The organism is Acinetobacter sp. V104_13 (assembly GCF_031798995.1).
Classification (GTDB): Bacteria; Pseudomonadota; Gammaproteobacteria; order Pseudomonadales; family Moraxellaceae; genus Acinetobacter; species Acinetobacter pittii.
In genome coordinates this window covers 1-24,020 of record NZ_JAVQNP010000021.1, presented here as the reverse complement: position 1 = coordinate 24,020, position 24,020 = coordinate 1, and the positions used below count along the sequence as shown (strand labels likewise).

31 protein-coding genes and 3 tRNA genes are annotated in these 24,020 nt (G+C 38.1%); 18 read left to right on the top strand and 16 right to left on the bottom strand.

Translation table 11 applies throughout. From position 1 onward, the window contains the following. Positions 1-24: 24 nt before the first annotated feature. On the bottom strand, positions 25-441 hold the full coding sequence (locus tag RMB06_RS06065; RefSeq protein WP_311078785.1) for a carboxymuconolactone decarboxylase family protein: 417 nt from the start codon (positions 439-441) through the stop codon (positions 25-27). Between the two features lie 111 nt (positions 442-552). Between RMB06_RS06065 and RMB06_RS06060 the strand changes: the two genes are divergently transcribed. After that, positions 553-867: a helix-turn-helix domain-containing protein gene (locus tag RMB06_RS06060; protein WP_272411567.1), complete on the top strand. Its 315-nt coding sequence runs from the start codon at positions 553-555 to the stop codon at positions 865-867. A gap of 64 nt (positions 868-931) precedes the next feature. Next, on the top strand, positions 932-1,138 hold the full coding sequence (locus RMB06_RS06055) for a hypothetical protein (RefSeq protein WP_311078782.1): 207 nt from the start codon (positions 932-934) through the stop codon (positions 1,136-1,138). Between the two features lie 168 nt (positions 1,139-1,306). Here RMB06_RS06055 and RMB06_RS06050 read toward each other — a convergent pair whose 3' ends face one another. The 3 genes from RMB06_RS06050 to RMB06_RS06040 form a co-directional block, all read right to left on the bottom strand. Further along, positions 1,307-4,006 carry a tetratricopeptide repeat protein gene (locus RMB06_RS06050; protein ID WP_227520086.1) on the bottom strand — a complete coding sequence of 900 codons (2,700 nt, stop codon included), beginning with the start codon at positions 4,004-4,006 and terminating at the stop codon, positions 1,307-1,309. 181 nt (positions 4,007-4,187) lie between these two features. Next, entirely contained in the window at positions 4,188-4,406 is a 219-nt protein-coding gene (locus tag RMB06_RS06045) for a DUF6500 family protein (protein WP_005078562.1), read from the bottom strand. Positions 4,407-4,433: 27 nt separating this feature from the next. Beyond that, entirely contained in the window at positions 4,434-4,769 is a 336-nt protein-coding gene (locus tag RMB06_RS06040) for a helix-turn-helix domain-containing protein (RefSeq protein WP_311078778.1), read from the bottom strand. Positions 4,770-4,885: 116 nt separating this feature from the next. Here RMB06_RS06040 and RMB06_RS06035 point away from each other — a divergent pair, with 116 nt between their 5' ends. The 3 genes from RMB06_RS06035 to RMB06_RS06025 all read left to right on the top strand — a co-directional run bounded on the left by RMB06_RS06035 (position 4,886) and on the right by RMB06_RS06025 (position 7,024). Next, positions 4,886-5,443, top strand: a complete 558-nt coding sequence (locus tag RMB06_RS06035) for an NAD(P)H-dependent oxidoreductase (RefSeq protein ID WP_262739667.1) — start codon at positions 4,886-4,888, stop codon at positions 5,441-5,443. Between the two features lie 172 nt (positions 5,444-5,615). Then, positions 5,616-6,572 (top strand): AbaSI family restriction endonuclease, encoded by a 957-nt coding sequence (locus tag RMB06_RS06030; RefSeq protein WP_311078775.1) that lies wholly within the window; start codon positions 5,616-5,618, stop codon positions 6,570-6,572. Further along, complete coding sequence (locus RMB06_RS06025) at positions 6,566-7,024, top strand: hypothetical protein (protein WP_057068892.1); 459 nt, start codon at positions 6,566-6,568, stop codon at positions 7,022-7,024. The genes RMB06_RS06030 and RMB06_RS06025 overlap by 7 nt, the downstream gene beginning before the upstream one ends. Before the next feature lie 69 nt (positions 7,025-7,093). On the opposite strand, the gene RMB06_RS06020 is transcribed toward RMB06_RS06025, so the two are convergent. After that, positions 7,094-7,183 (bottom strand) — tRNA-Ser (locus tag RMB06_RS06020). 118 nt (positions 7,184-7,301) lie between these two features. Between RMB06_RS06020 and RMB06_RS06015 the strand changes: the two genes are divergently transcribed. Then, a complete protein-coding gene (locus RMB06_RS06015; RefSeq protein WP_044099756.1) occupies positions 7,302-9,179 on the top strand; it encodes a potassium transporter Kup in 1,878 nt (625 codons plus the stop codon). A 56-nt stretch (positions 9,180-9,235) separates the two neighbouring features. Here the strand turns inward: RMB06_RS06015 and RMB06_RS06010 are convergent, their stop codons facing one another. After that, positions 9,236-9,679 (bottom strand): hypothetical protein, encoded by a 444-nt coding sequence (locus tag RMB06_RS06010; protein WP_087400215.1) that lies wholly within the window; start codon positions 9,677-9,679, stop codon positions 9,236-9,238. A 255-nt stretch (positions 9,680-9,934) separates the two neighbouring features. On the opposite strand from RMB06_RS06010, the gene RMB06_RS06005 reads away from it, so the two are divergent. The 3 genes from RMB06_RS06005 to RMB06_RS05995 all read left to right on the top strand — a co-directional run bounded on the left by RMB06_RS06005 (position 9,935) and on the right by RMB06_RS05995 (position 12,000). Continuing rightward, entirely contained in the window at positions 9,935-11,014 is a 1,080-nt protein-coding gene (locus RMB06_RS06005; RefSeq protein ID WP_213062793.1) for a DNA/RNA non-specific endonuclease, read from the top strand. Positions 11,015-11,112: 98 nt separating this feature from the next. Continuing rightward, positions 11,113-11,712 carry a LysE family translocator gene (locus tag RMB06_RS06000; RefSeq protein WP_002116994.1) on the top strand — a complete coding sequence of 200 codons (600 nt, stop codon included), beginning with the start codon at positions 11,113-11,115 and terminating at the stop codon, positions 11,710-11,712. Positions 11,713-11,757: 45 nt separating this feature from the next. Beyond that, on the top strand, positions 11,758-12,000 hold the full coding sequence (locus RMB06_RS05995; RefSeq protein WP_311078774.1) for a hypothetical protein: 243 nt from the start codon (positions 11,758-11,760) through the stop codon (positions 11,998-12,000). Positions 12,001-12,010: 10 nt separating this feature from the next. Here the strand turns inward: RMB06_RS05995 and RMB06_RS05990 are convergent, their stop codons facing one another. From RMB06_RS05990 to RMB06_RS05980, 3 genes are all read right to left on the bottom strand, one after another. Further along, on the bottom strand, positions 12,011-12,175 hold the full coding sequence (locus tag RMB06_RS05990) for a hypothetical protein (protein ID WP_005804496.1): 165 nt from the start codon (positions 12,173-12,175) through the stop codon (positions 12,011-12,013). Between the two features lie 41 nt (positions 12,176-12,216). Further along, positions 12,217-12,906, bottom strand: coding sequence for an aquaporin Z (gene aqpZ / locus RMB06_RS05985; protein ID WP_016803075.1), 690 nt, complete (start codon positions 12,904-12,906; stop codon positions 12,217-12,219). 132 nt (positions 12,907-13,038) lie between these two features. Then, on the bottom strand, positions 13,039-14,043 hold the full coding sequence (locus RMB06_RS05980) for an AraC family transcriptional regulator ligand-binding domain-containing protein (RefSeq protein WP_311078773.1): 1,005 nt from the start codon (positions 14,041-14,043) through the stop codon (positions 13,039-13,041). Positions 14,044-14,152: 109 nt separating this feature from the next. On the opposite strand from RMB06_RS05980, the gene RMB06_RS05975 reads away from it, so the two are divergent. After that, positions 14,153-14,791, top strand: a complete 639-nt coding sequence (locus RMB06_RS05975) for a hypothetical protein (protein WP_311078772.1) — start codon at positions 14,153-14,155, stop codon at positions 14,789-14,791. A 40-nt stretch (positions 14,792-14,831) separates the two neighbouring features. Here RMB06_RS05975 and hisF read toward each other — a convergent pair whose 3' ends face one another. Next, on the bottom strand, positions 14,832-15,590 hold the full coding sequence (gene hisF / locus RMB06_RS05970; protein ID WP_000880078.1) for an imidazole glycerol phosphate synthase subunit HisF: 759 nt from the start codon (positions 15,588-15,590) through the stop codon (positions 14,832-14,834). Positions 15,591-15,702: 112 nt separating this feature from the next. Here hisF and RMB06_RS05965 point away from each other — a divergent pair, with 112 nt between their 5' ends. From RMB06_RS05965 to RMB06_RS05950, 4 genes are read left to right on the top strand one after another with little or no spacing between them, the layout of a single operon-like run. Beyond that, positions 15,703-16,653 carry a homoserine kinase gene (locus tag RMB06_RS05965; RefSeq protein ID WP_311078771.1) on the top strand — a complete coding sequence of 317 codons (951 nt, stop codon included), beginning with the start codon at positions 15,703-15,705 and terminating at the stop codon, positions 16,651-16,653. A 12-nt stretch (positions 16,654-16,665) separates the two neighbouring features. After that, positions 16,666-17,295: a DUF1294 domain-containing protein gene (locus tag RMB06_RS05960; RefSeq protein ID WP_005078530.1), complete on the top strand. Its 630-nt coding sequence runs from the start codon at positions 16,666-16,668 to the stop codon at positions 17,293-17,295. Between the two features lie 36 nt (positions 17,296-17,331). Next, entirely contained in the window at positions 17,332-17,724 is a 393-nt protein-coding gene (locus tag RMB06_RS05955; RefSeq protein WP_005300857.1) for a membrane protein, read from the top strand. 3 nt (positions 17,725-17,727) lie between these two features. Then, positions 17,728-18,033: an antibiotic biosynthesis monooxygenase gene (locus tag RMB06_RS05950; protein WP_005066999.1), complete on the top strand. Its 306-nt coding sequence runs from the start codon at positions 17,728-17,730 to the stop codon at positions 18,031-18,033. Between the two features lie 36 nt (positions 18,034-18,069). Here the strand turns inward: RMB06_RS05950 and RMB06_RS05945 are convergent, their stop codons facing one another. Next, the gene (locus RMB06_RS05945) at positions 18,070-18,972 is read right to left on the bottom strand and encodes a DMT family transporter (RefSeq protein ID WP_311078770.1); all 903 of its coding nucleotides are present in this window, start codon (positions 18,970-18,972) and stop codon (positions 18,070-18,072) included. Between the two features lie 97 nt (positions 18,973-19,069). On the opposite strand from RMB06_RS05945, the gene RMB06_RS05940 reads away from it, so the two are divergent. Beyond that, positions 19,070-19,621, top strand: coding sequence for an XRE family transcriptional regulator (locus RMB06_RS05940; protein WP_311078939.1), 552 nt, complete (start codon positions 19,070-19,072; stop codon positions 19,619-19,621). Positions 19,622-19,688: 67 nt separating this feature from the next. On the opposite strand, the gene hisA is transcribed toward RMB06_RS05940, so the two are convergent. The 5 genes from hisA to hisB form a co-directional block, all read right to left on the bottom strand. After that, positions 19,689-20,420 carry a 1-(5-phosphoribosyl)-5-[(5-phosphoribosylamino)methylideneamino]imidazole-4-carboxamide isomerase gene (hisA, locus tag RMB06_RS05935; protein ID WP_000905538.1) on the bottom strand — a complete coding sequence of 244 codons (732 nt, stop codon included), beginning with the start codon at positions 20,418-20,420 and terminating at the stop codon, positions 19,689-19,691. A gap of 94 nt (positions 20,421-20,514) precedes the next feature. Continuing rightward, a complete protein-coding gene (locus RMB06_RS05930) occupies positions 20,515-21,156 on the bottom strand; it encodes a 3'-5' exonuclease (RefSeq protein ID WP_271649083.1) in 642 nt (213 codons plus the stop codon). Between the two features lie 86 nt (positions 21,157-21,242). Beyond that, entirely contained in the window at positions 21,243-21,791 is a 549-nt protein-coding gene (locus RMB06_RS05925; RefSeq protein WP_311078769.1) for a DUF805 domain-containing protein, read from the bottom strand. 149 nt (positions 21,792-21,940) lie between these two features. Continuing rightward, a complete protein-coding gene (gene hisH / locus RMB06_RS05920) occupies positions 21,941-22,558 on the bottom strand; it encodes an imidazole glycerol phosphate synthase subunit HisH (protein WP_063097751.1) in 618 nt (205 codons plus the stop codon). Further along, positions 22,558-23,151 (bottom strand): imidazoleglycerol-phosphate dehydratase HisB, encoded by a 594-nt coding sequence (gene hisB, locus RMB06_RS05915; RefSeq protein WP_002116767.1) that lies wholly within the window; start codon positions 23,149-23,151, stop codon positions 22,558-22,560. Before hisB ends, hisH begins: the two co-directional genes overlap by 1 nt. Positions 23,152-23,253: 102 nt before the next feature. On the opposite strand from hisB, the gene RMB06_RS05910 reads away from it, so the two are divergent. The 3 genes from RMB06_RS05910 to RMB06_RS05900 all read left to right on the top strand — a co-directional run bounded on the left by RMB06_RS05910 (position 23,254) and on the right by RMB06_RS05900 (position 24,018). Further along, on the top strand, positions 23,254-23,637 hold the full coding sequence (locus RMB06_RS05910) for a GNAT family N-acetyltransferase (RefSeq protein WP_002116928.1): 384 nt from the start codon (positions 23,254-23,256) through the stop codon (positions 23,635-23,637). Positions 23,638-23,743: 106 nt separating this feature from the next. Continuing rightward, a tRNA-Phe gene (locus RMB06_RS05905) sits at positions 23,744-23,819 on the top strand. A gap of 126 nt (positions 23,820-23,945) precedes the next feature. Further along, positions 23,946-24,018: transfer RNA gene (locus RMB06_RS05900), tRNA-Phe, on the top strand. Positions 24,019-24,020 lie beyond the last annotated feature (2 nt).

The following is a 24,020-nucleotide window of genomic DNA, read 5'->3' as shown; positions in this document are numbered from 1 at the left end:
CTCAAGCATATATTTTTATGGGGCTTAATCGCCTAAAGTAATTCGAAGTCTGTTTAATGCTCCCATTAAAGAAATACTCGCCGTTAAATCTACAATCTCTTTTTCACTAAAATGCTGAGCCAAACTTTTTCGAGTCACCTCAATTTGTTTAGGGTCATTTAAAGAGGTAATTGCGGACGCAAACTCTAAAACGACTTTTTGTTTTTCAGTGAAAGCTTTTGAATGTTTATAACCCGGTATTTGGTCGATAACTTCTTGAGCTATGCCAAAGTCTCTTAATTCCTTGGAATGAAAAGCACAACAATACGCGCAGCCATTGATTTGAGATACATGCAACTCGGCTAAAGCAATCAGTTTTGGGTCTAAATCTGAAGATCTAATAGATGAATGAGCTGAATATAAATGCCCGATGGTTTTCTTTGAAATTTCTTTATATTCCACAGTAAATATCCGTGATGGGTTAGATAGAAGCATTATTTATAATTAGGTATAGGTTGTAAATTAGGCATTTTTTTGTTATGTAGGTATATTTATTATACTTAGTAATCATCCATGAAAGATAACATTTCAGGCTGTACAGTCGAAGAAGCCATGACGGTGTTAGGCGGCCGTTGGCGCATGCTCATTATTTCTTTTTTATTAGAAAGAACCATGCGTTTTAATGAGTTACGCAGAGCTATCCCTAATATTTCTCAGAGAATGCTAACTTTAGAGCTACGTTTTTTAGAAGAAGAAGGATTTATTTCAAGAGAAGTCTATGCACAAGTTCCTGTTAAGGTTGAATATTCTTTAACTGAGGAAGGCCGAAAATTAGAAAAGCTAGTTGATGTATTAAAAGAAATAGGCGGATGGCTTAAATCGAGATAGTTTTGTTTGGCGTAAGAAAATGAATTGCTCAGTTATTTTAAGTTGAGTTTGAAGGGAAGGTTTGATGCAATTGAGTGTTGCCTTTATAAATTTATTATTTTATATTTTTCAAATGTTTGAGATTTTTTTTTTGGGAAGTATTGTAAAATTAACAAAAAAAATGTATAGATATAAACCTAAACCTAAACCTAAACCTAAACCTAAACCTAAACCTAAACCTAAACCTAAACCTAAACCTAAACCTAAACCTAAACCTAAATTAAAAACCTAAACCTAAATTAAAAACCTAAACCTAAACCTAAATTAAAAACCTAAATCTAAATTAAAAATCTAAATCTAAATTAAAAATCTAAACCTAAATCTAATAACTTAAGTGAATGAACACAGTTAAGTTATTAGATTTAAAAAATTAAGGGCACCATTATAGGTGCCCTTAATTTTAAGTAGATAAATAAATCTCACTGGCTTTGATAGCTTTTCCATCAAGACTTCTATCTTCGTATTGAATATATAAGTCTTGATTTAAGTATAATTGTACCCAGTCTTTCCAAGTTCCATTTTTTAGATTATCGTAATGTAAAAAGAAGTCTTGTCCTGTTTTATCTTGAGCAAATAAAAAACTAACTTTATCTTTAGGTCTATTAGTAATTTTTACCATAGTATAATTTCTAAAAAATTCATCATCACTATTTTCCTCATCGGATTTTATGGTGATATTATTTTTGAAAATATTATTTGGAATATTCAAATCAATTAACTTACTTAATAATAAAGATAAATTAGTATTTTTATCTAATTGATCTATTTCAAATATATTATTAAATACAAATTTTAAAAGCCGATCACACTTATCAGAGTCAGTTTGATAGTAAACGGGTCTTGATAAGCAATATTCTATTTCTTCAAAAATTTTAATGGCTTGCTTATTTGCAACTCGAGAATATCCATCTGTTCTAAATACATCAGATAATATCTGAGATGCTCTAAATAAAGCATCAATTGTTTGATCTGGGCTTTCTTCAACTGATGATTCGGCTTTTCTTTTCCATGCTCCTGCTCTGAATGTTCCTAAAGTAGAGCGATATGGTCCAGCTTCTTTCCATTCTTCAGTAAGATCAAATACTTCATCATATTTCCCTGAATATAATAAAGCCAAAAAGTAACCTGTATAAATACTTTTTCCAAATGAAATAATTGATGGATCTGTATTTGTGAAGCCCTTATCAATTAATATTTTATAAGTATCCTTTGCTTTATCAAACTGGTTTGTAGAATGATACAATCTACCTAATAAATAATAAGAAGCAGGGTTTTCAGGGTTGCAATTAATAGCCTTTTTATAGGCTTCTTCAGCTAAATTATAATCCTTTAATATTTCTAAAACTCTGCCATAAGATCTATGGTAGAGATCATTACTCTCATAAATATGTTTGGCATCTTTTAAATTTCGGAATAGATTTATTGCTATTTCAGTATTGTTGTAACCTTTTTTTACTCCTGAATTTACTTTTGTTACTAATATTTTTAAATTGTGATTTGTATCATGTGGTATATAATCTGAATGCCAAGTTGGTATTTCTTTTTCATTTTGTCTAATATCAATTTCATTAGAAAGGTTTCGACGTTTTAAAATTAGATCTTGTACAGTACTTCGAATATTAATATTTTTTGGTGAAATTAATAATAAATCTCTTACAGAGTCACTTAGTTTATATGATTCACCTTGATCAGATGATGTTCTACTTATTAAACTAGTTCTTGATAATTCACCAATTGCTGAGGAAATTTCATCAATAGACTTATTTAATAACTCACATAAAGATAACCTTGTTGAAATATCTTCAACAAAAATTGCCTCTAATATTGCTATAGAGTTTTCACTTAATACATTGATTAAATTATTATATGAAAATTCAGCTATCTCTTTATTTGCGACATTCAGAGAGCTAGGTATATCTCGCCCAGTAAGTAACAAATCAATAGTTAACCGTATAGCTAATGGATTGTAAAAACACCCTTTAGTAAGCTCTAAATATGAATCTTCTGTTAAGGGTTGCATACCTCTTTTCGAAGAGTAAGTACGAGCTAAATGAATGGCAGATTTCTCTTTTAAAGCATCTAAGCTTAAGATAGTAGCGTTAGGTATAACGATACGACTCGTAATTAAAACTTGCCAAGTAGGGGGTAGTTCATTATTAAAATCTTCAAAAGATTCATGTTTTTCTCTAAGTAGCGTTTCTAGGTTATCGATACAAAGTAAAATTTTTTCATTTTTCAGGTCTTCTACTATGCCTTCAAAAGTTTCATATTGTTTATCGTAAATAGAATTAAGAGAATCTTTTATATTTTCTTTTAATTCGTCTAAAGTTTGTATTGAATCTAAACTAACCACTCCATTTGCTGTTAATTTTTCTGTTTTCAAAGTTATAAAAATTACAGCATCTAAGATTTTTGAAAAATTCGGTGTCGAAATAATTGTATTTAAAAAATCCAAAGCTAAGGCAGTTTTTCCAGCTCCTCCTGGTGCAACTAAAGCAATGGTATTAATTCTAGGATTTGTTATGTATTTTTTTAGGTCAGCTAATTCTTTTGAGCGACCTATTAAGCCTGTAACGCCGTGATCAAAATGATCTGGTAAATTATTGGGTATTTGCCAAATGATTTTACTAATCCAATCTTCTGGGGGATCATTAATAATACCTTTTTCAATTAACTCTAAAGCATTTTTAATTTCTTGCAAGCCTAAAATTTCATTTACAGGATCACTAGCGATAGTTGCAACTCGATACCAGTAACAATCCCAAAACGGTCTATTAGGATGTGAAATAGCATTGCGAATCTCATAAATATCTAGATGATGAAATAATGAGTATAAATAATTAATTGAATCAATTAAACTACTATCATGAGCTATATCTAGGGCGAAACCAAATAATTCATCTAGATATGTTGCTTCAACTACATCTTTAATTGAATTTTTATTAAAAATTCGTCCTTTATCAACTTCACGTTTATAAATATTCTCCAATTGATCAAGGTTTAAGGAGTCGACATCTCCTTTAGTCAATACAAAACTTCCTAACGCCTCTTCAATTTGATGTAAAAGCATCGTTGTTTTTCGTTTGATTATAGTACTCAAGATGATTTTCCAATTATTTAACAATTTAAAATATTAAAATTATATATTTTTATTTAATTAAAGAAAATATTCATAATAATTTATTTGAGTTTTATATTTTAAGCTAATATTATATTTATATCTCGTATCTGATAAAGTAATTAAAGACTACCCTCTTAATGATAGTCTTTGATGCTAAGTTTTAGCTTTCACTCAAAACCAATTCTTTAATCTTAACAGCTTTCTCAAAGTGATCTAACTTATGCTCCATAATCCACCAATGCGCTGCTTCCATCAGTAACTCAGGGTTATCATTCTTATTTTTAAAAAACGCATAAAAAGATAGACCGACATTGTCTCCCTTCTTTTCAATTTTATCGTCGCATCCCTTAATAAAAATTTCTCTTAATTCATTTCTCATATTGAGTATCGCTTCAACTCTATAAAACTAAGACGACTTATTACGTTCGCCCCATTGGCACATCATATCTAACAACGGAATTAAAGACTGTCCTCTTTCTGAAAGTCGATACTCAACTTTTGGCGGAATTTGAGGGTATTCCTTGCGAGTAATCAGCCCATCTCTTTCCAATTCTTTAAGAGTATTACTGAGTGTTCTAAACGAAATATTACCAATGCAGCGTTGCATCTCGTTAAAACGCATGACACTTTTTTCATACAGCCAATACATAATAATCATTTTATATTTGCCATTAATCAATGAAAGAGTGTAGCCGAAACCTGTCTCTTCTAATGGCGTATGTGATGGAACGCATTCAGTCATTTTTAAAACCTACACTATCTTTTAGGATAGTATATAACACAAATTACCGTACTTATATTTAGGAAAGCACACTTCTATAATCGATTTATCTACTTTCCGATAAGAGTGTTTTCATAATGAAAAAGACATTAGTCATTGTTACGCATCCTCACATAGACCAGTCTGTTGTAAATAAAAGATGGGTAGAAGAATTAGAAAAACACCCAGACCAATTTACGGTTCATCAAATTTATCAAGCCTATCCAGATGGCGTAATTGATGTTGCTAAAGAACAAGCACTGGTAGAAGAACACGAAAATTTAGTATTTCAATTTCCAGTGTATTGGTTTAACTGTCCACCGCTTTTGAAACAATGGATTGATGAAGTTGTGACTTATGGTTGGGCTTACGGCTCAACAGGTGACAAGCTTAAAAATAAAAAATTTATGTTGGCTGTGTCTGCTGGTGTGAAAGAAAAGGTCTATTCAGAGTATGGTGAATACAAGCTTTCTTTAGAGCAGATTTTTACTCCATTTAAGCTAACAGCTTTATATGTTGGCGCGGATTATCAACCGCTTCATGCATTTTATGGTTTAGACACAAACCCTTCAGAAGACGACGATGTTCCGACTCAACAAGACATAGCGAATAATGCGGTTCAGTATGTTCAGAAGTTATTAGCGTTGTCTGAGTAAATTTTAAGGTAGGAAGGCCTGAATGTGAGGTTTGGGCCTTTCCTTACAAATAGATAGTTTCAGTGTGAGATATCTTTATGATTTAAATAAATATTAATTTTCCAATTAAGCGACAAGGAAAATTTAGAGGAGTAAAATTACAGCATCACTTATAAATTATTAAAATTCAGTCATGTTCAGTTCAGATTTAACGGATTATGTCATTCGACAATTAGGGCGTACTAAAAATAAACGTTATGAAGCATATGTAGTTAGTCGAATTATTCACTTACTTAATGACTTTACTCTAAAATTTGTCACTCAACAGTTTGTTAGATTATCAAATAAGAAAATTGCTTTAACTGATTTATATTTTCCTCAACTTGATATTCATATTGAAGTTGATGAAGGGCATCACTTTTTAAGAAATAGTAAAATGGAGTATTCACTCAATCAAATAGAAGAGCCTCTTTATAGTATCTCTCAAACAGAAAGTGACGCTATGAGAGAAGAAGACATTATTAGTATTACTGGCCATAAAATTTTTCGGGTGAATGTTTATAAAAATCAGGAAGGTGAGCCTCAAAATTTAGAGAGTATTCATCAACAAATCGATAAAATCATAGAAGAAATAAAGGTTGCAAAGAATAAGCAAATAAAGGCTTCTACTTTTAAAGAATGGAATATAGAAACAGAATATAACCCTCAAACTTATATTGATTTAGGAAGCATTAGCCTCGCTGATAATGTGGTCTTAAAAACTACAAAAGATGTCTGTAATTGCTTTGGTTATAACTATAAAAATTATCAGAGAGGAGGGGCTATTCATCCATATGAAAAAGATACCTTAATCTGGTTTCCTAGACTTTATGAAAATAAAGATTGGATTAATACTATATCGCCTGATGGCTTAACGATTACTGAAAAGTCGACAGATGAAGCTATTACACTTAAAAAATTAGAAGAGTGGAAAAATGGTCCACAGAAAAGAATTGTCTTTGCAAGAGTTAAAGATAATTTGAGTAGTCGAGCTATGTACCGTTTTATGGGCCTATATGCATTTCAAAAAGCGGATTTAAAGGATGGGGCGGTATGGAAACGGGTAGCATGTGAGGTGAAAACGTATTCTCCAAAGAAAGCCAAATGCTAAAGTCTAGAATCTTTATAACTATCGGACTGCTTCTTGCTGGACTATGTTTATTTGCAGCCTTTAAATCATACGAGAAAAAGGCTAACGCTGAAAAAGAACAAGCGAGTCGAGTTGCTATTTCCTTTTTTGATTCACTTTCAAATGGAGACGCAGCCACAGCATATAAATATGTTTGGTCTGGCGAGAATTTAAATATTCGAAGTGCTGAAACAGCTCAGTACTATAAAGATTCAAAAGTTCTAAAAGTCCTAGAAATTCGTTACGACTCACCAAAGAATAGACCTGATTATTATCAACAATTTTATAAAATGATTTCACTCGCCATAAAGATAAAAACCGTACATGCAGATCTTGCTGGTAACCCAGCGGGAACCTATATTGTATTTGTAACTGTTGCACAAAAGGATCCGAAATCTAATTGGCTCGTTACTGAGTTAGGTAGTGGGGCTTAATTGGGATAATAAAATATTTAGCCAATAAAAAAGACCCAAATCTAAACGATTTAGGTCTTTTTTGAATTCTGGCGGTGAGAGAGGGATTCGAACCCTCGATACGCGCAAACGTATACACACTTTCCAGGCGTGCTCCTTAAGCCACTCGGACACCTCACCAAGGCGTGCGATAGTAACTAAAAAAACGAGTCCTGCCAAGATTTAAGACGAGCATTACAGAAAAAAAATAATAGAGGTGATAAGATTGCGCTAAAAATCATATTGGTTTAATTACACAATGCAAAATACGGCCAAAAAAGCGACCTTGCCTGCCACGGCTTTGGCAGCTCTTGGAGTGGTCTTTGGAGACATCGGAACAAGTCCGCTCTATGCCTTGAAAGAATCCTTCCATGCAGCGCATGGGTTGGGAATTCAGCCTGAAAACGTATTAGGAATTTTATCTATTATTTTTTGGTGCTTAATGCTGATCATCAGCATCAAGTATGTCGCGATTGTCATGCGTGCAGACAACAACGGCGAAGGCGGGATCATGGCCTTACTCGCATTGAACTTACGTAAAGCCAAAATTGCCGACAACAAAAAAATCTACATGATTGCCATTGGTTTTATCGGTGCATCGCTGTTTTTTGGTGATGGTATTATTACCCCAGCCATTTCGGTATTGTCAGCCGTTGAAGGCCTGTCTATTGCCACCGATGTGTTTGACCCATTCATCATGCCGATTGCGATTACCATTATCATCTCTTTGTTTTTGGTGCAAAAACACGGTACGGCCTTTGTCGGTAAGTTTTTTGGCCCGATCACGATGGTATGGTTCTTATCTTTAGGATTATTAGGCCTTCACAGCGTCATTCAGACCCCTGTTGTGTTAGGCATGTTCAGTCCGCACTGGGCTATTCAGTTTATCTATCACCATCCAATCATGACATTCTTTGTGATGGGTGCTGTAGTGTTAACAGTAACAGGTGGTGAAGCACTTTATGCCGATATGGGACATTTCGGACCAGTGCCGATTCGTTTAGCTTGGTTCTTTGTGGTGTTGCCATGCTTGGTTTTAAACTACGCAGGACAGGGCGCATTATTACTCAGAGATCCAGCGGCAATTGAAAACCCGTTCTATTTATTGGTTCCGCAATGGGCACTTTACCCAATGATTATTATGGCGACCATGGCAACGGTAATTGCTTCTCAAGCTGTAATTTCTGGGGTGTTTTCTCTTGCACGCCAAGCGATTCAATTGGGTTATTTACCACGTTTAAGTATTAAACATACTTCTGAGTCTGAAGAAGGCCAGATTTATATTCCTTTCTTAAACTGGTTACTTTTAATCGCAATTATTATCCTAATCTTGATCTTCAAAAGCAGTTCAAACTTGGCAAGTGCGTATGGCTTAGCTGTGACCTTGACCATGCTCTGTGACACGATTTTGGTTGCGGTATTTATTTACTCGGCTTGGAAGTGGAGCTTGCCAAAAGTGCTGCTCCTGATTATTCCGTTCTTTGTTTTAGAGTCGGTATTGGTCGGTGCCACTTCACTTAAAATCTTGTCTGGCGGTTGGGTACCATTACTGATTGGTGCGATTGCCGTGACCATTTTAATGACATGGAAACGTGGTCGTGAGCTGACTTTTGCTAAGCTTGAACATGACACTTTGGCTCTAGATTTGTTTGTAAAAAGTATTGGTAATAGCGTGCACTGGGTGCCGGGTGATGCTGTCTTTATGACAGGTACACCGAACGTTGTGCCACATGCCATGCTGCATAACATCAAGCACAACAAGGTACTGCATCAGCGTAATATCTTGGTCACTGTGGTGATTGAAGATGTACCGTTCGTTGCGCCAGAAGAGCGTATTACGACAGAAACTTTAGCTGAACATTTCTTCCGTATTAAAATCTTCTACGGTTTTAAAGATGAAATGAATGTACCAAAAGCATTGATGCAAGCCTATGAACAGCTCGGTCTTGAATATGACTTGATGCACATTAGCTTCTTTATTTCCCGCGACCGTATTGTTCATTCGGTGGGCGATGGTATGTCTCCATGGAGAGAAAAACTGTTTATCTCTATGCAGCGTAATACCAGTCCGGTGAGTGACTTCTACCAGATTCCAACCAACCGTGTGGTTGAGTTAGGTAGTCAAATCGAAATATAAAAATTGATGTAATAAAAAAACCAAGACATAAGTCTTGGTTTTTTTTATGGCTCTGATTATTGAGCTTGTTGCATAGGTGCATCTGCTGGTAAAGCACCGTCTTTTGCCATCGGGTCTGCCGACTGACTTGAATCTGCCGGAGGCGGTGGAGTGTTCGGATCTTGTGGCGCTGGAGGCGCTTGGTTCGGTGCAGGTGGCACTGCATCAGTTGGTGCTGCTGGAGGTGCCATTTCACCGCCTGCTGGAGGCGCTGGTGGAACGTCCGCAGGAATAGGAGCACCTGTAGGCGCTGCATTTGTTGGTGCAGCAGAAACTTGCTGTACTTGTCCGCTATTGACTAAATCGCTAATAGAGCCTGGTTGGCCATTTACGGTTGTGGTTACTTTTACTTTAGACAAACTTTCTAAAGTATCTCCTGGCTGGACTGCTGGCTCAGCCAAAGCGGCCATACTACATAATCCCGTGATTACGCCAATACCAATAATCTTTGAATGGATCATTAAGTGGACTCCGATTATATTTTTATCCAAATTTGTGGAGCTAACCATGTCATAAGCGATCAGTCTTTTTCAACGAAAGATACGCAATTGGCGCAATTCAATAGCCAAAGGCTCTCATAATTCCAACAGATTGTTACGTAATGGGTAATAGAGTTACAAAAAAGATGACCATGTTTTAACCATTTGAAAGATAAGAGATATACTTAAAAAAGCAGGATTGTTAAGCTGCGTGTGGACAGTGGTATTGATAGAAACATGGCAAGTAAAAAACGTAGTAAAGGTACAAATTCTTTCTCTCTAAGTGAGCATTTTGGCAAGATTATTCTTGCTTGTATTGCTGCGGGAAGTTTTGCGATTGCTTTTGGTAGTGAAAAGATTTCGCAGTGGTTTTCACCTTTAACGACTAACTCGACTTGCCTTAATCAGTTCTATCGTGAAGTTCCGCCTGCTTTAAATAAAGACAGCCTAAAAAAAGACAGTTATCCGCTGTGCTTTAATGGCTTTAACGTTTTGTATTCAGGCATTTCTAAAACGCCGTTATGGTCTGCGGAGCATTTAAATGCAGAACGTTTGAGTACCAAAATTAAGCGTGAAGATAACTTCCATGAAGAAACCCGTGTTGATCAGAAACATCGGGCACTGTTAAGTGACTATCGCGGTTCAGGTTATGACCGCGGACATATGGCGCCTAACGGTGATATGCCAAATAAAGAATCCCAATCTGATAGTTTCTCGCTCAGCAACATGGTGCCGCAAGCCCCTAAAAATAACCAAGAAGTCTGGCGTAAGCTCGAAGAAGCGACCCGTGCTATTGCCACTAAACAAAAACAAGATGTTTACGTGGTGACAGGTCCTGTTTTTGAAGGCAAACGTCTTAAGACGATTGGGCAGGGTGTCATTGTTCCAACCGCAGTTTATAAAGCGGTGTATATGCCAAAAACTGGCGCGATCGGCGCTTACTACGCACCTAACAATAACTCTCTACAAGTGAAGGTTGTGAGTGTTTGCTACCTTGAGGAGCGTTTAGGCGTTAACCTGTTCCCGCAGTTAACCGAGCAACAAAAACGCAATGTCTATCGTCTACCTTTAACAGCGAGCCAAGTTAAGCCAAATCAAAAGCTAGACTATTTACACTGGGATGGCGAAAGTCAGTGTGAGCAAGACTTAAACGCTGACCAAATTCAAGCGCTACAAGACCAATTTAAAAAGCAAAAAACTGGTTCTTCGGAGCCAATGGAAGCAAAAGTTCCAACAATTGATGAAGAAACGAGAAAGGCGATTGTGAAACAACTGGTAGAAGCCTTAGTGAACTATTTCTTGCAAATCATGAAATAAGCAGCTTTTTTTGATTGTTATTGCAACACCGTAATTGATTAAAATAGAATCCATAGACAGATCTGTCTATGTATCTTATTTTAATAAGGACAATAACAATGTTTGCCTCGATGTTTCTTTTTTCATTTGCAATGTCTATTACACCTGGTCCCGTCAATACTGTCATTTTATCGACCAGTTTAAATCACGGTTTAAAAAGATCACTTCCCTATATTTCAGGCGCCACAATTGGTTTTACTCTGCTTTTAATTTTTATGGCATTTGGTCTTCAGAGTTTATTAACTCAATTTCCTGTTGTGCTAAAAATTCTTGCAGTTTGTGGAACGCTATTTGTTTGTTATATCGGGATTAAAATTATTCTTTCTGCTGCAAATATTTCTATTTCAAGTGTTCCTGTAGAGCAAATGATTATTCCTAATTTTAAAGATGGGTTCTTATTACAATGGCTGAATCCCAAAGCGTGGTTGGCTTGTGTGTCAGGCATTACCATGTTTACTAGCATTGAAAACCCGCAGTCGTTGCCGATCTTTATCGTTATTTATTTTTTCACTTGCTACGCGTGTTTGTTCTTTTGGGGGTTCTGTGGTGATAAATTTTCAGTGGTGCTCAATCAGGGCAACCGTTTGAAATATTTTAATATCTTGATGGGCGCTTTTTTAATTTTATCGGCTCTTTTAATTTTGATCGATTTTTTTTAAATTGATCGTATTACACTGTGAAGATATAACAACGAGACAACACCTATGTTTAAGCCATTTGAAAAGGGTACAGAGTCTTCCTCAATTGAAGATTTAACATTAGAAAATGATATCGATTGCGTCAGTATTTATGGCAACTTGCAAATTACCAAAGACAAAGTCGGGTTAGAACAGGCAAAGGTATTGCAGAGCTTTTTAAATGATGTTGTTGCGGCTTTGGAAAAAGAAGAATTGCCTGAGAAAATTGAACGTCCAGCTGAACAAGAAATTAATAATCCGTTTTTGTAATTTATGCATGCTATGCGTGATATTTAGTATGGTCATGCTGCCATACAGTCTTTAATACCACGTTAAACTTTATTAAATGTGTATAGACATTTTTTACTTTTGAAAGCCCAAAAGTAAACAAAAGGCTTTGTTGATCAGAGGGCACATCCATGTACCCCTGTTCAACAGGTGACATCCATGTCACCTTCCGCGATAGTAGATTGTGTCTAAGAAGAGTTAATCCTTATCCCCAGCAACTACCTTATAAATAATCGCACCAATCACAGCCCCTAAAATCGGTGCCACCCAGAACAACCACAACTGGCTTAAAGCAGCCGTTTCAGCAAAGAACGCAACACCTGTACTACGTGCAGGGTTTACCGAAGTGTTCGTCACCGGAATACTGATTAAGTGAATGAGTGTTAAGCCCAAACCAATTGCAATAGGAGCGAAGCCAGCAGGTGCGCGGCGATCAGTTGCACCTAAAATAATGATTAAGAAGAAAGCAGTAAGAACGACTTCAATAATGAAAGCAGAACCTAAGCCAAACTTGTTTGGTGATAAATCTCCGAAACCATTTGAAGCAAAACCACCAACACCGCTAAAGCCTGCTTGGCCTTGAGCAATAATATAGAGAACAAATGCAGCAGCAGTCGCACCGACCACTTGAGCAACGATATAGGGAATTAAATCTTTAACATCGAAGCGGCCACCGACCCAAAGGCCAACACTTACCGCGGGATTAAAATGTCCACCTGAGATATGCCCTAGAGCATAGGCACCTGTGAGTACGGTTAAACCAAAGGCAAGAGCTACACCTGCAAAGCCAATACCAAGTTCAGGGAAAGCTGCGGCTAAAACTGCGCTACCACAACCACCAAAGACTAGCCAAAACGTACCTAGGAATTCAGCAAAATATTTATTCATTGTGATTACTCATCTATTGATGTATTTTTTAATTAGTGTGAAATATGTCACAAAAAATTAAGCATGTGACTATATGAAATTTTTGTTTTCAGTGTTGTTTTAATCAAGAAAAGATTTGTAAGTTTTGGTTGGTTATTCTTTGTCTAAAAATTGATCCCTCCATTGCTGGGGTGTTTGATTGGTCCAATGTTTAAATGCTCTTTGAAAGGCACTTTGTTCTGAATAAGAAAGTAAAAGTGCGATCTCTTGTAAGCTTAAATGCGGATCTTTTAAATACTCGGTTGCGAGCATAAAGCGCACTTGCTGAACGCGTTCCTGAAAGGTGGTGTCTTGTTGTTGTAAGTGTCGTTGGAGTTGTCGAACTGATAGGCCTAATTGAGCGGCAATATGTTCAATTTGATATTGATTCCTTTGTAGCCCAGTCAAAATTGAATGCTGTAAACGCTGATCAAGTTGGGTTGAATTTGGTAATTGCTCTAACAGCGCTTGTGCTTGCTGAACTAATAGCTGCTGTAAGGTATGGTCGGCACTGCTGAGGGGCTTATGAATTTCCGTAATTGGAATGAGTAACTCTGTACGTGGTTGGCTAAAACGAACGGGACATTGAAAGTATTGTTCGTAGACTCTAATATTTTTAGGAGCAGCATTTAAGAAACGTACTTCATGTAAATGCACGTCTTCATGAGACATAAAAAGACGTAAGAACTGAATCACCAACGCAATCGCGATTTCATCGGTAAGCTGGGTAGGGTATAGCTCAGTCGCTTCCCAGCGAATAGAACCATATCTCCCTTGTAGCTCAACCACTAATGGGCTCCCGTCATAAATCAGACGGTGAAAATCATGATAGCGAATTAAGGCTTCACCTAAGTTGTCGCAAGAGAGAGCAAGGTAGGCAATAATCCCTAAGTGTTTGGGTTGCACATATTTGGCAATTTCCAGACCTAATCCCGGCTTTGGGTCTAGTTTATAAATCACTTCTAATAGATCACGCCAAACGACGTAGTCAAAGCGTTCCAGATTTTGAATTTGCTCTAATTGTTCAGGAATAGCTAAATGATTGGCTTCGCAATAAGCTTTTAATAGATGTCCCAGTCCTCCATATACTGAGCCTGTATAATTCTTTAGTTGTGGCATCCCTAACCACCTCTTTCTTGTCGTGATTTGTCAATGAAACCATAAATTCTGGTCAATACCTAGCATAACGAATTTTATATGCTCAATAAAAAGAAAAAGGAGTTAGGTGATGTTAAAAGGGTTTATTGCCGGAATTGCAGTTGCCAATGCATTTGAATGGGTAGCACACAAATATATTTTGCATGGTGTACACCGTGCTGGAAAACCACGTTATAGCCCAGTACCAAAAAGCATGGAGTCGCATTGGGCACACCATCGTGAAGTCCGTAAACAACAATTTCATGATGGTTGCTATGTGGAAGGCGTGAGAAACTGGCGAACTAAAAATGAGTTAATTTCACTGGCAGTCGTAGCAACCGTTTCAAGTGCAATTTTTTACCCGTTTTCAAAAGGTATGGCACTCGCAGCTTGGTACAGTGCAGGGAATTATTATTATATTCATCGCCGTGCACATTTAGAGCCTGACTGGGCAAAGCGTAAAATTCCATGGCATTACGACCATCACATGAACTCTAATCAAGACGCCAATTGGTGTGTGACCAAACCTTGGTTTGACTATGTAATGGGAACACGAGTGGTGTCTTCGGTAGATTTAAAAGAACAAAATCCTTTGGGTATTCGGTTGCCTACTTTATTTGCTAAACCGTTAACTCAAGCTGTAGAAAAAATCTTTCCAGCAAAATGGGTCGAGAAAAAAGAAAAACTAGAACTTCCTAGTGAAGTGAAAGAAATAGATGGTGCGGCATAAAAAATAAAGGGGCATATCGCCCCTTTAATTATGATTAAGCTTACAAGCGCATTTCGATGCCTTGTTCAGCCAAATATTGTTTAGCTTCCGGAATCGTATATTGACCAAAGTGGAAAATACTTGCTGCCAATACTGCATCGGCACCACCTTGTAAAATACCATCTGCAAGGTGTTGTAAGTTACCTACACCGCCTGAGGCAATGGTTGGAATGGTAACGCGGTCATTAATAGCGCGCATTAAAGCAATATCGTAACCTGCTTTAGTACCGTCAGCGTCCATACTGGTAATCAGCAATTCACCCGCACCGTAGTCAGCCATTTTTACAGCCCATTCAATGGCATCAATACCAGTTGGTTTACGGCCACCGTGAGTAAAGATTTCCCATTTGTTGTCGCCAGTTTTTTTGGCATCAATCGCAACCACAATACATTGTGCGCCAAAGTGCTGAGAAGCTTCTTGAACAAATTCAGGGTTAAATACGGCAGCTGAGTTAATACTCACTTTATCTGCACCTGCATTTAATAACGCACGAATATCTTCAACCTTACGTACACCACCACCGACAGTTAATGGCACAAATACAGTCTCGGCCATACGTTCAACAGTACGGTAAGTGGTATCGCGTCCATGATGTGTAGCGGTAATGTCTAAGAAAGTAATTTCGTCTGCACCTTGTTCGTTATAGCGACGTGCCACTTCAACAGGGTCGCCAGCATCACGAATATCGAGGAATTGAACGCCTTTAACTACGCGTCCGTTATCAACGTCTAGGCAAGGAATAATACGTTTAGCAAGCATAGCTTTTTCCAAAAATAATCGCCGTTGGTGAAAGTTCCTACACAGGCGCTACACCTTCATGGAGGGAAGAGGTATTCTATCAAACTTCACAGATGTTTTTTGCAGGTTTTCCATGTCGGTTTATACCCCGTTGAGTTTAGATGAAGTTCGCACCTTTGCTGCACCTTATGGATTAGAGGTGTTGGAGCTGAACCCAATTCAGGGAGGTATTCAAAACACCAATTATTTTCTGGTTGATGTAAACCGCAAACAATATGTACTCACCGTGTTTGAAGAGTTAGATGCACAAGGGGCGGGCGAACTTATTCCTGTACTTGAGCAATTAGGGGCTCATGATGTACCCGTTGCAGTGCCACTAAAACACAGCGGACAAGCGGTTCATGTGATTGCAGACAAGCCTGCACAAATTGCACCACGTTTAATGGGTCACCATCCCATGCAAACCACAGTAGCGCAAGTTGCAGCGATTGCCGATGCACAGGCGAAACTGCATGTGGCTTTACAAGACTTTCCACTTGAGCGTGAATATCGACGTGATCATCAATACTGGACAGGCGTTGCAGAGCAGCTGAAACCAAGCATGACTCAAGATGATCAAACGTTACTTGAGCAGGTCTATCAAGCTTTTAATGCGAAAACAGCGCAGTATTCAAACCGACCAACAGGTTTTATTCACTCTGATTTATTCCGCGACAATACTTTGTTTGAAGGTGAGCAATTACAAGGTATTCTAGATTTTTATGAGTTAAATCAAGATGAATTACTGTTTGATATTGCGATTACTATCAATGATTTTTGTACCGAATATCCAGCAGCGCATTTAAACTCAGACAAAGTCGCAGCTTACTTAGCGGCATACCAAAAAGTTCGTACGCTTACATCAGATGAGCTTGCATGTTTAGATGTATTCTTGGCAATGGCAGCGTGCCGTTTTTGGTCAATGCGTTTGCAAGTTGCTCAAAAAAATAAAGAAGAAGGACGTACCGGCGATGACATTTTGCAAAAAGACCCGCAAGAAATGCGAGCAATGATGCAAGACCGTTTAAGTCATGTAAAAGCATAAAAGGGAATAAAGATGCGAGATCAGGGGCGTTTAGTCGAATGGTTCGACGAAAAAGGTTATGGCTTTATTCAGCCGGATGATGCTGAAAAAGAGCGAGTCTTTTTGCATATCAAAGATTTTGCACGCCCCGGACCTCGGCCAATTATTGGCTGTGCACTGGAATATCGGGTGATTCTCGATGAACGAGGCCGTTTTCGTGCTCAGCAGGTCACCTATTTAAAAGCATCTCAAACTCGAAAAGCGTCCAAGCCTGCAAAAGCAGAATCTTCCTTTCAAGCTAACCCTTGGTCTGCAATGCAAATGGGGATCGTGTTTTATTTCGTTTTAATGGGAATTATGAGTTTTATTCATATTTTGCCAGCTTATACGTTGTTATTTGTTTTAATGATGAATGCCTTAAGTTATTGGCTTTATTCTCAAGATAAAGAAGCCGCACAATTGGGTAATCGCCGTGTACCTGAACAAACATTGCACATTGTTAGCTTTTTAGGAGGTTGGCCAGCTGCATGGTGGGCACAACAAAAACTGAGACATAAAACACAAAAACAACCCTTTCGTAAGATTTATTTTTGTACCATATTCTTTCATTTACTTTTGATTTTGTGGTTAATTTCTCCCTTAAACGTATTGCGGGGCTCATAAAAGTAAATCGTTTTAATAAACTTGAGAGGTATAAAAATGAATAGTTCTATCGACCAAGATCCAAATCGTACTTTAACACTTATTTTATATGTACTTTATATTGTTGCCATTTTTACAGGCGGCTTACTTGCGGTTATTGCTTTAATTATTAACTACGTAAAACGTTCTGATGTACAAGGCTCGATTTTCGCGAGCCACTTTACATGGCAAATCAGAACATTCTGGTGGTATCTGGCTTGGAATATTATTGCCTTTCTGCCGTTTATTTTCTTGTTCTTTACAGGTGAAAATACTGACCTGTTTGCAGGGGTTGCTATTTCATCGACCGTATTCTGTGTGGGTGTAATTGGTGCTGCGTGGATCTGGATTGTATATCGTGCAATTCGTGGATTGATTGCGTTAAATGATAACCGCCCGATGTATCAATAAATTATGATTATTGAACATGTACATTTGAGTATAAAGTCTGGGCAAAGTGAAGCATTTCTTGAGGCATTCGAGCAGGCTAAACATATTGTTTATCCAATGAAAGGCTTTAATGCTGTTCAACTGATTAAGCATGCAACCGATCCCCATCATTATATTTTAATGATTTTCTGGGATGAAATTGAAAACCATACAGAAGGGTTCAGGAAGTCTGAGGCTTATCAAGAATGGAAAACTTTGCTCCATCCATTTTATGACCCAATGCCGACGGTTGAGTACTACCAACCGTGTACGTTATTGAAGAAAAAATAATAGATAGTAAAAAAGAGAGCTTAACGCTCTCTTTTTTTATTCTCGAATTCTTTTAGTTTTTTTAATAGGTAACTTAATTTTTAACTCACTGACTAAAACGCCTAAGACCACTAAAGCACCTCCCAAAAGGGCAATCAATGGCAAACGCTCACCTGCAATTCGACCAATAATTCCTGCCCAAACAGGTTCGCCTGCATAGATAATTGCAGCACGTGAAGGATCAACCACACGTTGAGCCCAGTTCATAACAAATTGAATGAGCGCACTCGCTAAACCTAATGCAACAGCAATCAGTACTAGGGGCCATGAAAATGCTGGAATCGTATGTTCACCTACCATAGGCATGATGGCGAAAGAAAGTAGAGAAGCGACACCAAGTTGAATGATTGTGACGCGGCGTAAATTTACCTTTCCAGCAAAGTAGCTAATAAAAATAATTTCTAAAGCAATCGCAAAGGCACCTAGGACTGTTAAAAGTTGCCCAAAACTTAAGGAAATTTGTTCAAAACCATTGCCCGTTAATAAAACAAGGCCAGCAAAAGCAAGAGCGGCTCCCACCCAAGTCATAATGTGTGGAATTTTTCTAAAGATGAGCCACATTAAAATAGGAACAAGCGGAACATATAGCGCCGTTAAAAAAGCGGATTCACTACTCGGAATGGTTTGTAGGCCAATGGTCTGGGTGCCGTAGCCTGCCGCAATCACAAGACCAATCGCGCTACCAGCGCCTAAATCTTTTAAAGTAACACCTTTCATACTTTTTAATGAGATAAGAAGCAAAGTAAGAGCTGCTACAGCAAAACGACAGCCTACAAAAAACATAGGTGATGCAAAATTCAGCGCATACTGCACAGTAAGGAATGTTCCTCCCCAAATGATCGTAATCAAAATGAGGGCTAACTGTGGGGCTTTGCTTGAACTCAGAGAAATTGGTGACATACTCAAGTTAAATTAAATTGTGCAATATACTGCACATATTGCGCTATTCTTGTATTTTGTGCAATATATTGCTCAAATTTTCTTACTAATCCATTCTATGAGCCAGTCGAGTACCGTTTTACAGCACGTAGGCACAAATATTCGTTCATTAAGAGATGAGCGAGATTTGAGTCAACAAGATTTGGCAGATCAGGCAGGTGTGAGTAGACGAACCATTGCTGCTTTGGAAACAGGGCAGGTCAATATTAGTTTGGCCAAACTCGATTCGATTGCAGCAGTGTTGGGTGTGGATTTTAAAACGATTGTGAGTGCACCTGAGCATAAAGAACATGCTGTAGTAAATGCACTCGCTTGGCAGGGTGAAGATGAAGAAAGTAAAGCAACCTTGCTCGCTTCAGTTCCATCTCGTTCCCAAGTTGAGCTTTGGATGTGGTCTTTGGCAGTGGGAGAGTCTTACGTTGCGGAAGCAGATGCAGACGGATGGCAAGAAATTATTTACGTACTAGAAGGTGAGTTGACCATACAATTTACAGACAGCAAAAAAATAATTCCTGCTGGTTCATCTTTTATTTTTGAAAGTTCTGTTACTTATACCTATATCAATAGTGGTAACCAAGTGCTTAAATTTACTCGTAATGTGGTGTATTGATTTGGAATATATTTTCATGTCAGCAATAAAAAAGAGCCTAAAGCGGCTCTTTTTTACATCTTAAGAATTAAAGACGGTTTTCATCCAACAAAAGCTGAGCTTCACGAAGATTTAAAGTACCTTCATAAATTGCGCGGCCTGTAATCGCACCTAAAATGCCCGGTTGGCCTTTTAAGTTACGAACGTCATCAAGGTTGGTAACACCACCAGAAGCGATTACTGGTAAACCTGAGTATTGAGCCAAGTTTACAGTTTGCTCAACGTTTACACCTTGCATCATACCGTCACGAGCAATGTCTGTATAAACAATGCTAGACACGCCTGCATCAGCAAAGCGTTTCGCTAAATCAGTTGCTTTCACATCAGTAACGTTTGCCCAGCCGTCAGTTGCAACCATACCATTCATGGCATCAATACCAACAATGATGTGGCCTGCGAAACGTTTACAAGCTTCTTCTACAAATTCAGGCTCTTGAACGGCTTTAGTACCGATAATGACAAACGTCACGCCAGCTTCTAAATAGTGTTCAATGGTTTCTAATGAGCGAATACCACCACCAATTTGAATTGGTAATTCTGGCTGAGCTTTAGCAATCGCTTCAACAACAGGTTTATGAATTGGAGTACCTGCGAAAGCGCCATTCAAATCAACCAAATGCAAACGGCGCGCACCTTCATTTACCCAATGCTGGGCAGTTGCAACCGGATCGTCAGAGAAAACAGTATCGTCTTCCATACGCCCTTGTTTTAAACGCACACATTTACCATCTTTCAGGTCAATTGCTGGAATGATTAGCATGCTTCCGCTCCTTGCTTCATCATGTTTATGAAATTGTGCACATCTTAGCAAAGTATTGATCAATCGCTAAGCCTTAGAAAAGACTTTTATTACTTTACGCTTGAAGTGCGGTTTGAATAGTTTGTGAAATGTGAGCAGGTAATAGTTTTTGGTTTCTGAGCTCTTCAAATACGAGTAATGCAGCATAAGCATCGGCGGCGGCATAATTTATTTGTTGTGGTGTAAGTGGCTTTCGTGCCCAGTTTGAAGTTCCGACTTTTTTCGACTTTGCGAGATATTGTCCAAATAACAGTGCCACCGCTTTTTGTAAGCCCATTTGCTGTTTAAAACCAAAGTGACTAAACCCTTTGGCAAGGTCGACACAACTTTCTAGCTCTATGCCTTTTTTATGAAAAATATGCTTATCATTTTTAAGGCCAAAACCGACTTTAATTTGCTTCTGGTTAGATAAAATGGGCTGCAAGAATTTTAAAGTCGATGAATTGACATGAAATAAATAGGCTTTTTGTGCTGTAGCAAGTTGAATCAAGTGTGGACCAGTTGAGATTTCACCCACTTTAAATGTAGGTTTAGATTCAGAATCAAATCCCAAAATTGCAGCGTTTTTTAATTCTTCTTCAATACTTTTGCATTGCTCAATATTTTCAATCACCACAATATTATGATGGTTAAGATTTTTAAAAGGAGGAAGCTGCTGAATAGAGGCTTTATCAAGGAGGGCAACGGCTTCGGACATATTTAACAGCGTACAAATGAATTGGGCTATTCACTTTATATATGAATAAAGCCTAGAGAACTAGGCTTTATGAATGTCTTTAAAAATTACTGAGACTGAGAAGGTGTACCAATGACCACACTTTCACTTTTCTCGACATAGCCTTCATAGGTCGGAGACATGACTGTGGCAACGACAGCAAAAACCAAAGCAAGTGGAATTAGGACAATATAAATCCCGCCTAAAACGCGTTCCCAACCAGGGGTAGGGCGCTGTGGGCCGTAATCATTATTGCCTTCTGTACCTTTTGCCGCAAAGAGATAGATCATAAAAATGAGGTTTACGGCAGGGATCAGCATCAGTAATGATAGCCATCCTGTATTATTGCGGTCATGCAAACGGCGGATGGTAAATACAAAGCTTACATAGAGGCAAACAATATAGAGAATGGCGATAACAATCATGCCTGCCGTAGAAAGACCGGTTAGTTCCTGACTAGATGTAAACCCAAAAGTAAAAGCGATGATGACAACGGCGATACCGATGACGAATGAAAATAAGAATGTCCAAGCAGCATAAGAGAGTCGCCCAAAACGACCACTAGCTTTAAAGGGTGAATCTTGTTGAAGTGGCTGATTTTCAAAAGGTGAATTCATTTTGTTTTCCTGATCATTTGGTTTTATTTAGAAGTATAAATATTCAATATTTTGTTGAATAAAACATCATTCTATAAATGATTAGTTATTATTGTAAATAAAAAAAAGATCAGGCCATCTCGACCTGATCTTTTCAGTTTTAAATCAGATTAAATATTCCATTCCACAAAGTTTTTAAGTAACTGCAAACCAGCAGTATGACTTTTCTCTGGGTGGAATTGAGTCGCGAATAAATTATCTTTGTGAATGGCTGTGCAGAAGTTCACACCATACTCACAAGTCGCAGCCACAACGCTTTCATCTTTTGGTTCGACATAGTAACTATGTACAAAGTAGAAGCGAGCATCTTGTTCGATGTTGTTCCACATTGGATGGTTTGGGTCCATTTGGTGAACTTGGTTCCAACCCATGTGCGGTACTTTTAAACCTTCCATTTGAGGGAAATGTTTTACTACGCCGTCAAAAATACCTAATGCGTCTACACCGCCATTTTCTTCAGAACTTTGTAGTAATGCTTGCATGCCTACGCAAATCGCAAGAACAGGTTTATTAAAAGCAGCTTTACGTACAACTTCATCAATACCTGCTTCACGCATACCTTGCATACAGTCACGCATTGCACCCACACCTGGAAAAACAATTTTGTCGGCTCGTGCAATTAACTTTGGATCATTGGTCACATCGACTGTAGCGCCCACATGCTCAAGTGCTTTAGCCGCTGAGTGTAGATTGCCCATGCCATAATCAAGTAACGCGATACGTGTCATTAGAGGCTACCTTTTGTCGATGCAATCGTGTTTTCTGCACGTGGATCAACTTCACATGCCATACGTAAAGCACGAGCAAGTGCTTTGAACACACTTTCGATTTGATGGTGGCTATTTTTACCTTTTAAGTTATCGATGTGTAAGGTCATAAGCGCATGGTTTACGAAACCTTGGAAAAACTCAGAAAATAAATCGACATCAAATGTACCAATGCGTGCACGGGTAAATGGAATATCCATGAATAAACCCGGACGACCAGATAAATCGACAACAACGCGAGATAAAGCTTCATCTAATGGTGCATAAAAATGACCATAGCGTTTTAAACCTTTTTTATCACCCAAAGCTTGTGCAAAAGCTTGTCCAAGCGTGATACCACAGTCTTCTACGGTGTGGTGATCATCAATCTCGAGGTCTCCGTCACAATGAATATCGATATCAAATAAGCCATGTCGCTTGATTTGATCAATCATATGGTCTAAAAATGGAACTCCAGTGTTTAGTGTGCCTTGACCAGTACCGTCGAGATTTAAACGAACTCGAATTTTGGTTTCATTGGTATTTCTAACCACTTCACTGATACGTTGCGTCATGGACACGTTCCTCAAAAAACGTCAAAAATGATTGGATGTTAACGACAATTTCGCTGTGACGAATTCGTGACAGCATCATAGTTTGCTCAGGAGGGTTAATCAATGCCTATTACCGTACATGCTTATAGTTCTCTAGATAATTCAGAGATCCGCGATCAGCTTGAGCGACTGTATGATACAAGTCCGGAGTTTGGTGACGGGCACGATGCGATTGAACAACTTGAACAAGATTTACAACAGTATACCACGCTATACACTGCCGAATTTAACACCAAAATTATAGGTGCAATTTGGTCTTCAGGACAAGGCGAAAGCAAGGTTCTTGAATATATTGTTGTGCACCCTGCGAATCGTGGTCGTGGGGTAGCTGAGCGCTTAGTTGAAGAAGCTTGCCGCATAGAAGAGTCAAAAGGTGTTAAAACTTTTGAACCAGGCTGTGGCGCGATTCATCGCTGTTTGGCTCACATTGGTAAATTACATCACTAAAAGCTTCTATTATTTTGTGGTTGTGATTTAAAAATAATCACTTGTTACAAAAAACACGGAAGTTGCTTGACGTCTTCTTATAAACATTGTTTAATACGCCCACTTCGGCGTGATAGCTCAGTAGGTAGAGCAACGGATTGAAAATCCGTGTGTCCCCAGTTCGATCCTGGGTCTCGCCACCATTATTTGTGTTTTCAATCCCTGATCCCATCAGGGATTTTTTTTAAGTATAAAAAATACTCATTTAAATCAGAAACTCAGGATAATTGTTGACTATTGTTCTGAGATACGGCTTAATACAGGCCATCGGCGTGATAGCTCAGTAGGTAGAGCAACGGATTGAAAATCCGTGTGTCCCCAGTTCGATCCTGGGTCTCGCCACC

Excerpts from the sequence above, each read along its gene's own strand:
- RMB06_RS05940 (WP_311078939.1), top strand. The coding sequence starts at position 19,070 with ATGAGCCAGTCGAGTACCGTTTTACAGCACGTAGGCACAAATATTCGT.
- hisF (WP_000880078.1), bottom strand. The coding sequence starts at position 15,590 with ATGCTTGCTAAACGTATTATTCCTTGCCTAGACGTTGATAACGGACGC.
- RMB06_RS05995 (WP_311078774.1), top strand. The coding sequence starts at position 11,758 with ATGTTTAAGCCATTTGAAAAGGGTACAGAGTCTTCCTCAATTGAAGAT.
- RMB06_RS06005 (WP_213062793.1), top strand. The coding sequence starts at position 9,935 with ATGGCAAGTAAAAAACGTAGTAAAGGTACAAATTCTTTCTCTCTAAGT.
- RMB06_RS06060 (WP_272411567.1), top strand. The coding sequence starts at position 553 with ATGAAAGATAACATTTCAGGCTGTACAGTCGAAGAAGCCATGACGGTG.
- RMB06_RS06055 (WP_311078782.1), top strand. The coding sequence starts at position 932 with ATGCAATTGAGTGTTGCCTTTATAAATTTATTATTTTATATTTTTCAA.
- RMB06_RS05910 (WP_002116928.1), top strand. The coding sequence starts at position 23,254 with ATGCCTATTACCGTACATGCTTATAGTTCTCTAGATAATTCAGAGATC.
- RMB06_RS05950 (WP_005066999.1), top strand. The coding sequence starts at position 17,728 with ATGATTATTGAACATGTACATTTGAGTATAAAGTCTGGGCAAAGTGAA.
- RMB06_RS05960 (WP_005078530.1), top strand. The coding sequence starts at position 16,666 with ATGCGAGATCAGGGGCGTTTAGTCGAATGGTTCGACGAAAAAGGTTAT.
- RMB06_RS05945 (WP_311078770.1), bottom strand. The coding sequence starts at position 18,972 with ATGTCACCAATTTCTCTGAGTTCAAGCAAAGCCCCACAGTTAGCCCTC.
- RMB06_RS06045 (WP_005078562.1), bottom strand. The coding sequence starts at position 4,406 with ATGAGAAATGAATTAAGAGAAATTTTTATTAAGGGATGCGACGATAAA.
- RMB06_RS05965 (WP_311078771.1), top strand. The coding sequence starts at position 15,703 with ATGTCGGTTTATACCCCGTTGAGTTTAGATGAAGTTCGCACCTTTGCT.
- hisB (WP_002116767.1), bottom strand. The coding sequence starts at position 23,151 with ATGACGCAACGTATCAGTGAAGTGGTTAGAAATACCAATGAAACCAAA.
- RMB06_RS06015 (WP_044099756.1), top strand. The coding sequence starts at position 7,302 with ATGCAAAATACGGCCAAAAAAGCGACCTTGCCTGCCACGGCTTTGGCA.
- RMB06_RS06025 (WP_057068892.1), top strand. The coding sequence starts at position 6,566 with ATGCTAAAGTCTAGAATCTTTATAACTATCGGACTGCTTCTTGCTGGA.
- RMB06_RS06010 (WP_087400215.1), bottom strand. The coding sequence starts at position 9,679 with ATGATCCATTCAAAGATTATTGGTATTGGCGTAATCACGGGATTATGT.
- hisH (WP_063097751.1), bottom strand. The coding sequence starts at position 22,558 with ATGACACGTATCGCGTTACTTGATTATGGCATGGGCAATCTACACTCA.
- RMB06_RS05930 (WP_271649083.1), bottom strand. The coding sequence starts at position 21,156 with ATGTCCGAAGCCGTTGCCCTCCTTGATAAAGCCTCTATTCAGCAGCTT.
- RMB06_RS05925 (WP_311078769.1), bottom strand. The coding sequence starts at position 21,791 with ATGAATTCACCTTTTGAAAATCAGCCACTTCAACAAGATTCACCCTTT.
- RMB06_RS05980 (WP_311078773.1), bottom strand. The coding sequence starts at position 14,043 with ATGCCACAACTAAAGAATTATACAGGCTCAGTATATGGAGGACTGGGA.
- aqpZ (WP_016803075.1), bottom strand. The coding sequence starts at position 12,906 with ATGAATAAATATTTTGCTGAATTCCTAGGTACGTTTTGGCTAGTCTTT.
- RMB06_RS06040 (WP_311078778.1), bottom strand. The coding sequence starts at position 4,769 with ATGACTGAATGCGTTCCATCACATACGCCATTAGAAGAGACAGGTTTC.
- RMB06_RS05955 (WP_005300857.1), top strand. The coding sequence starts at position 17,332 with ATGAATAGTTCTATCGACCAAGATCCAAATCGTACTTTAACACTTATT.
- RMB06_RS05990 (WP_005804496.1), bottom strand. The coding sequence starts at position 12,175 with ATGTCACCTGTTGAACAGGGGTACATGGATGTGCCCTCTGATCAACAA.
- RMB06_RS06000 (WP_002116994.1), top strand. The coding sequence starts at position 11,113 with ATGTTTGCCTCGATGTTTCTTTTTTCATTTGCAATGTCTATTACACCT.
- hisA (WP_000905538.1), bottom strand. The coding sequence starts at position 20,420 with ATGCTAATCATTCCAGCAATTGACCTGAAAGATGGTAAATGTGTGCGT.
- RMB06_RS06030 (WP_311078775.1), top strand. The coding sequence starts at position 5,616 with ATGTTCAGTTCAGATTTAACGGATTATGTCATTCGACAATTAGGGCGT.
- RMB06_RS06035 (WP_262739667.1), top strand. The coding sequence starts at position 4,886 with ATGAAAAAGACATTAGTCATTGTTACGCATCCTCACATAGACCAGTCT.
- RMB06_RS05975 (WP_311078772.1), top strand. The coding sequence starts at position 14,153 with ATGTTAAAAGGGTTTATTGCCGGAATTGCAGTTGCCAATGCATTTGAA.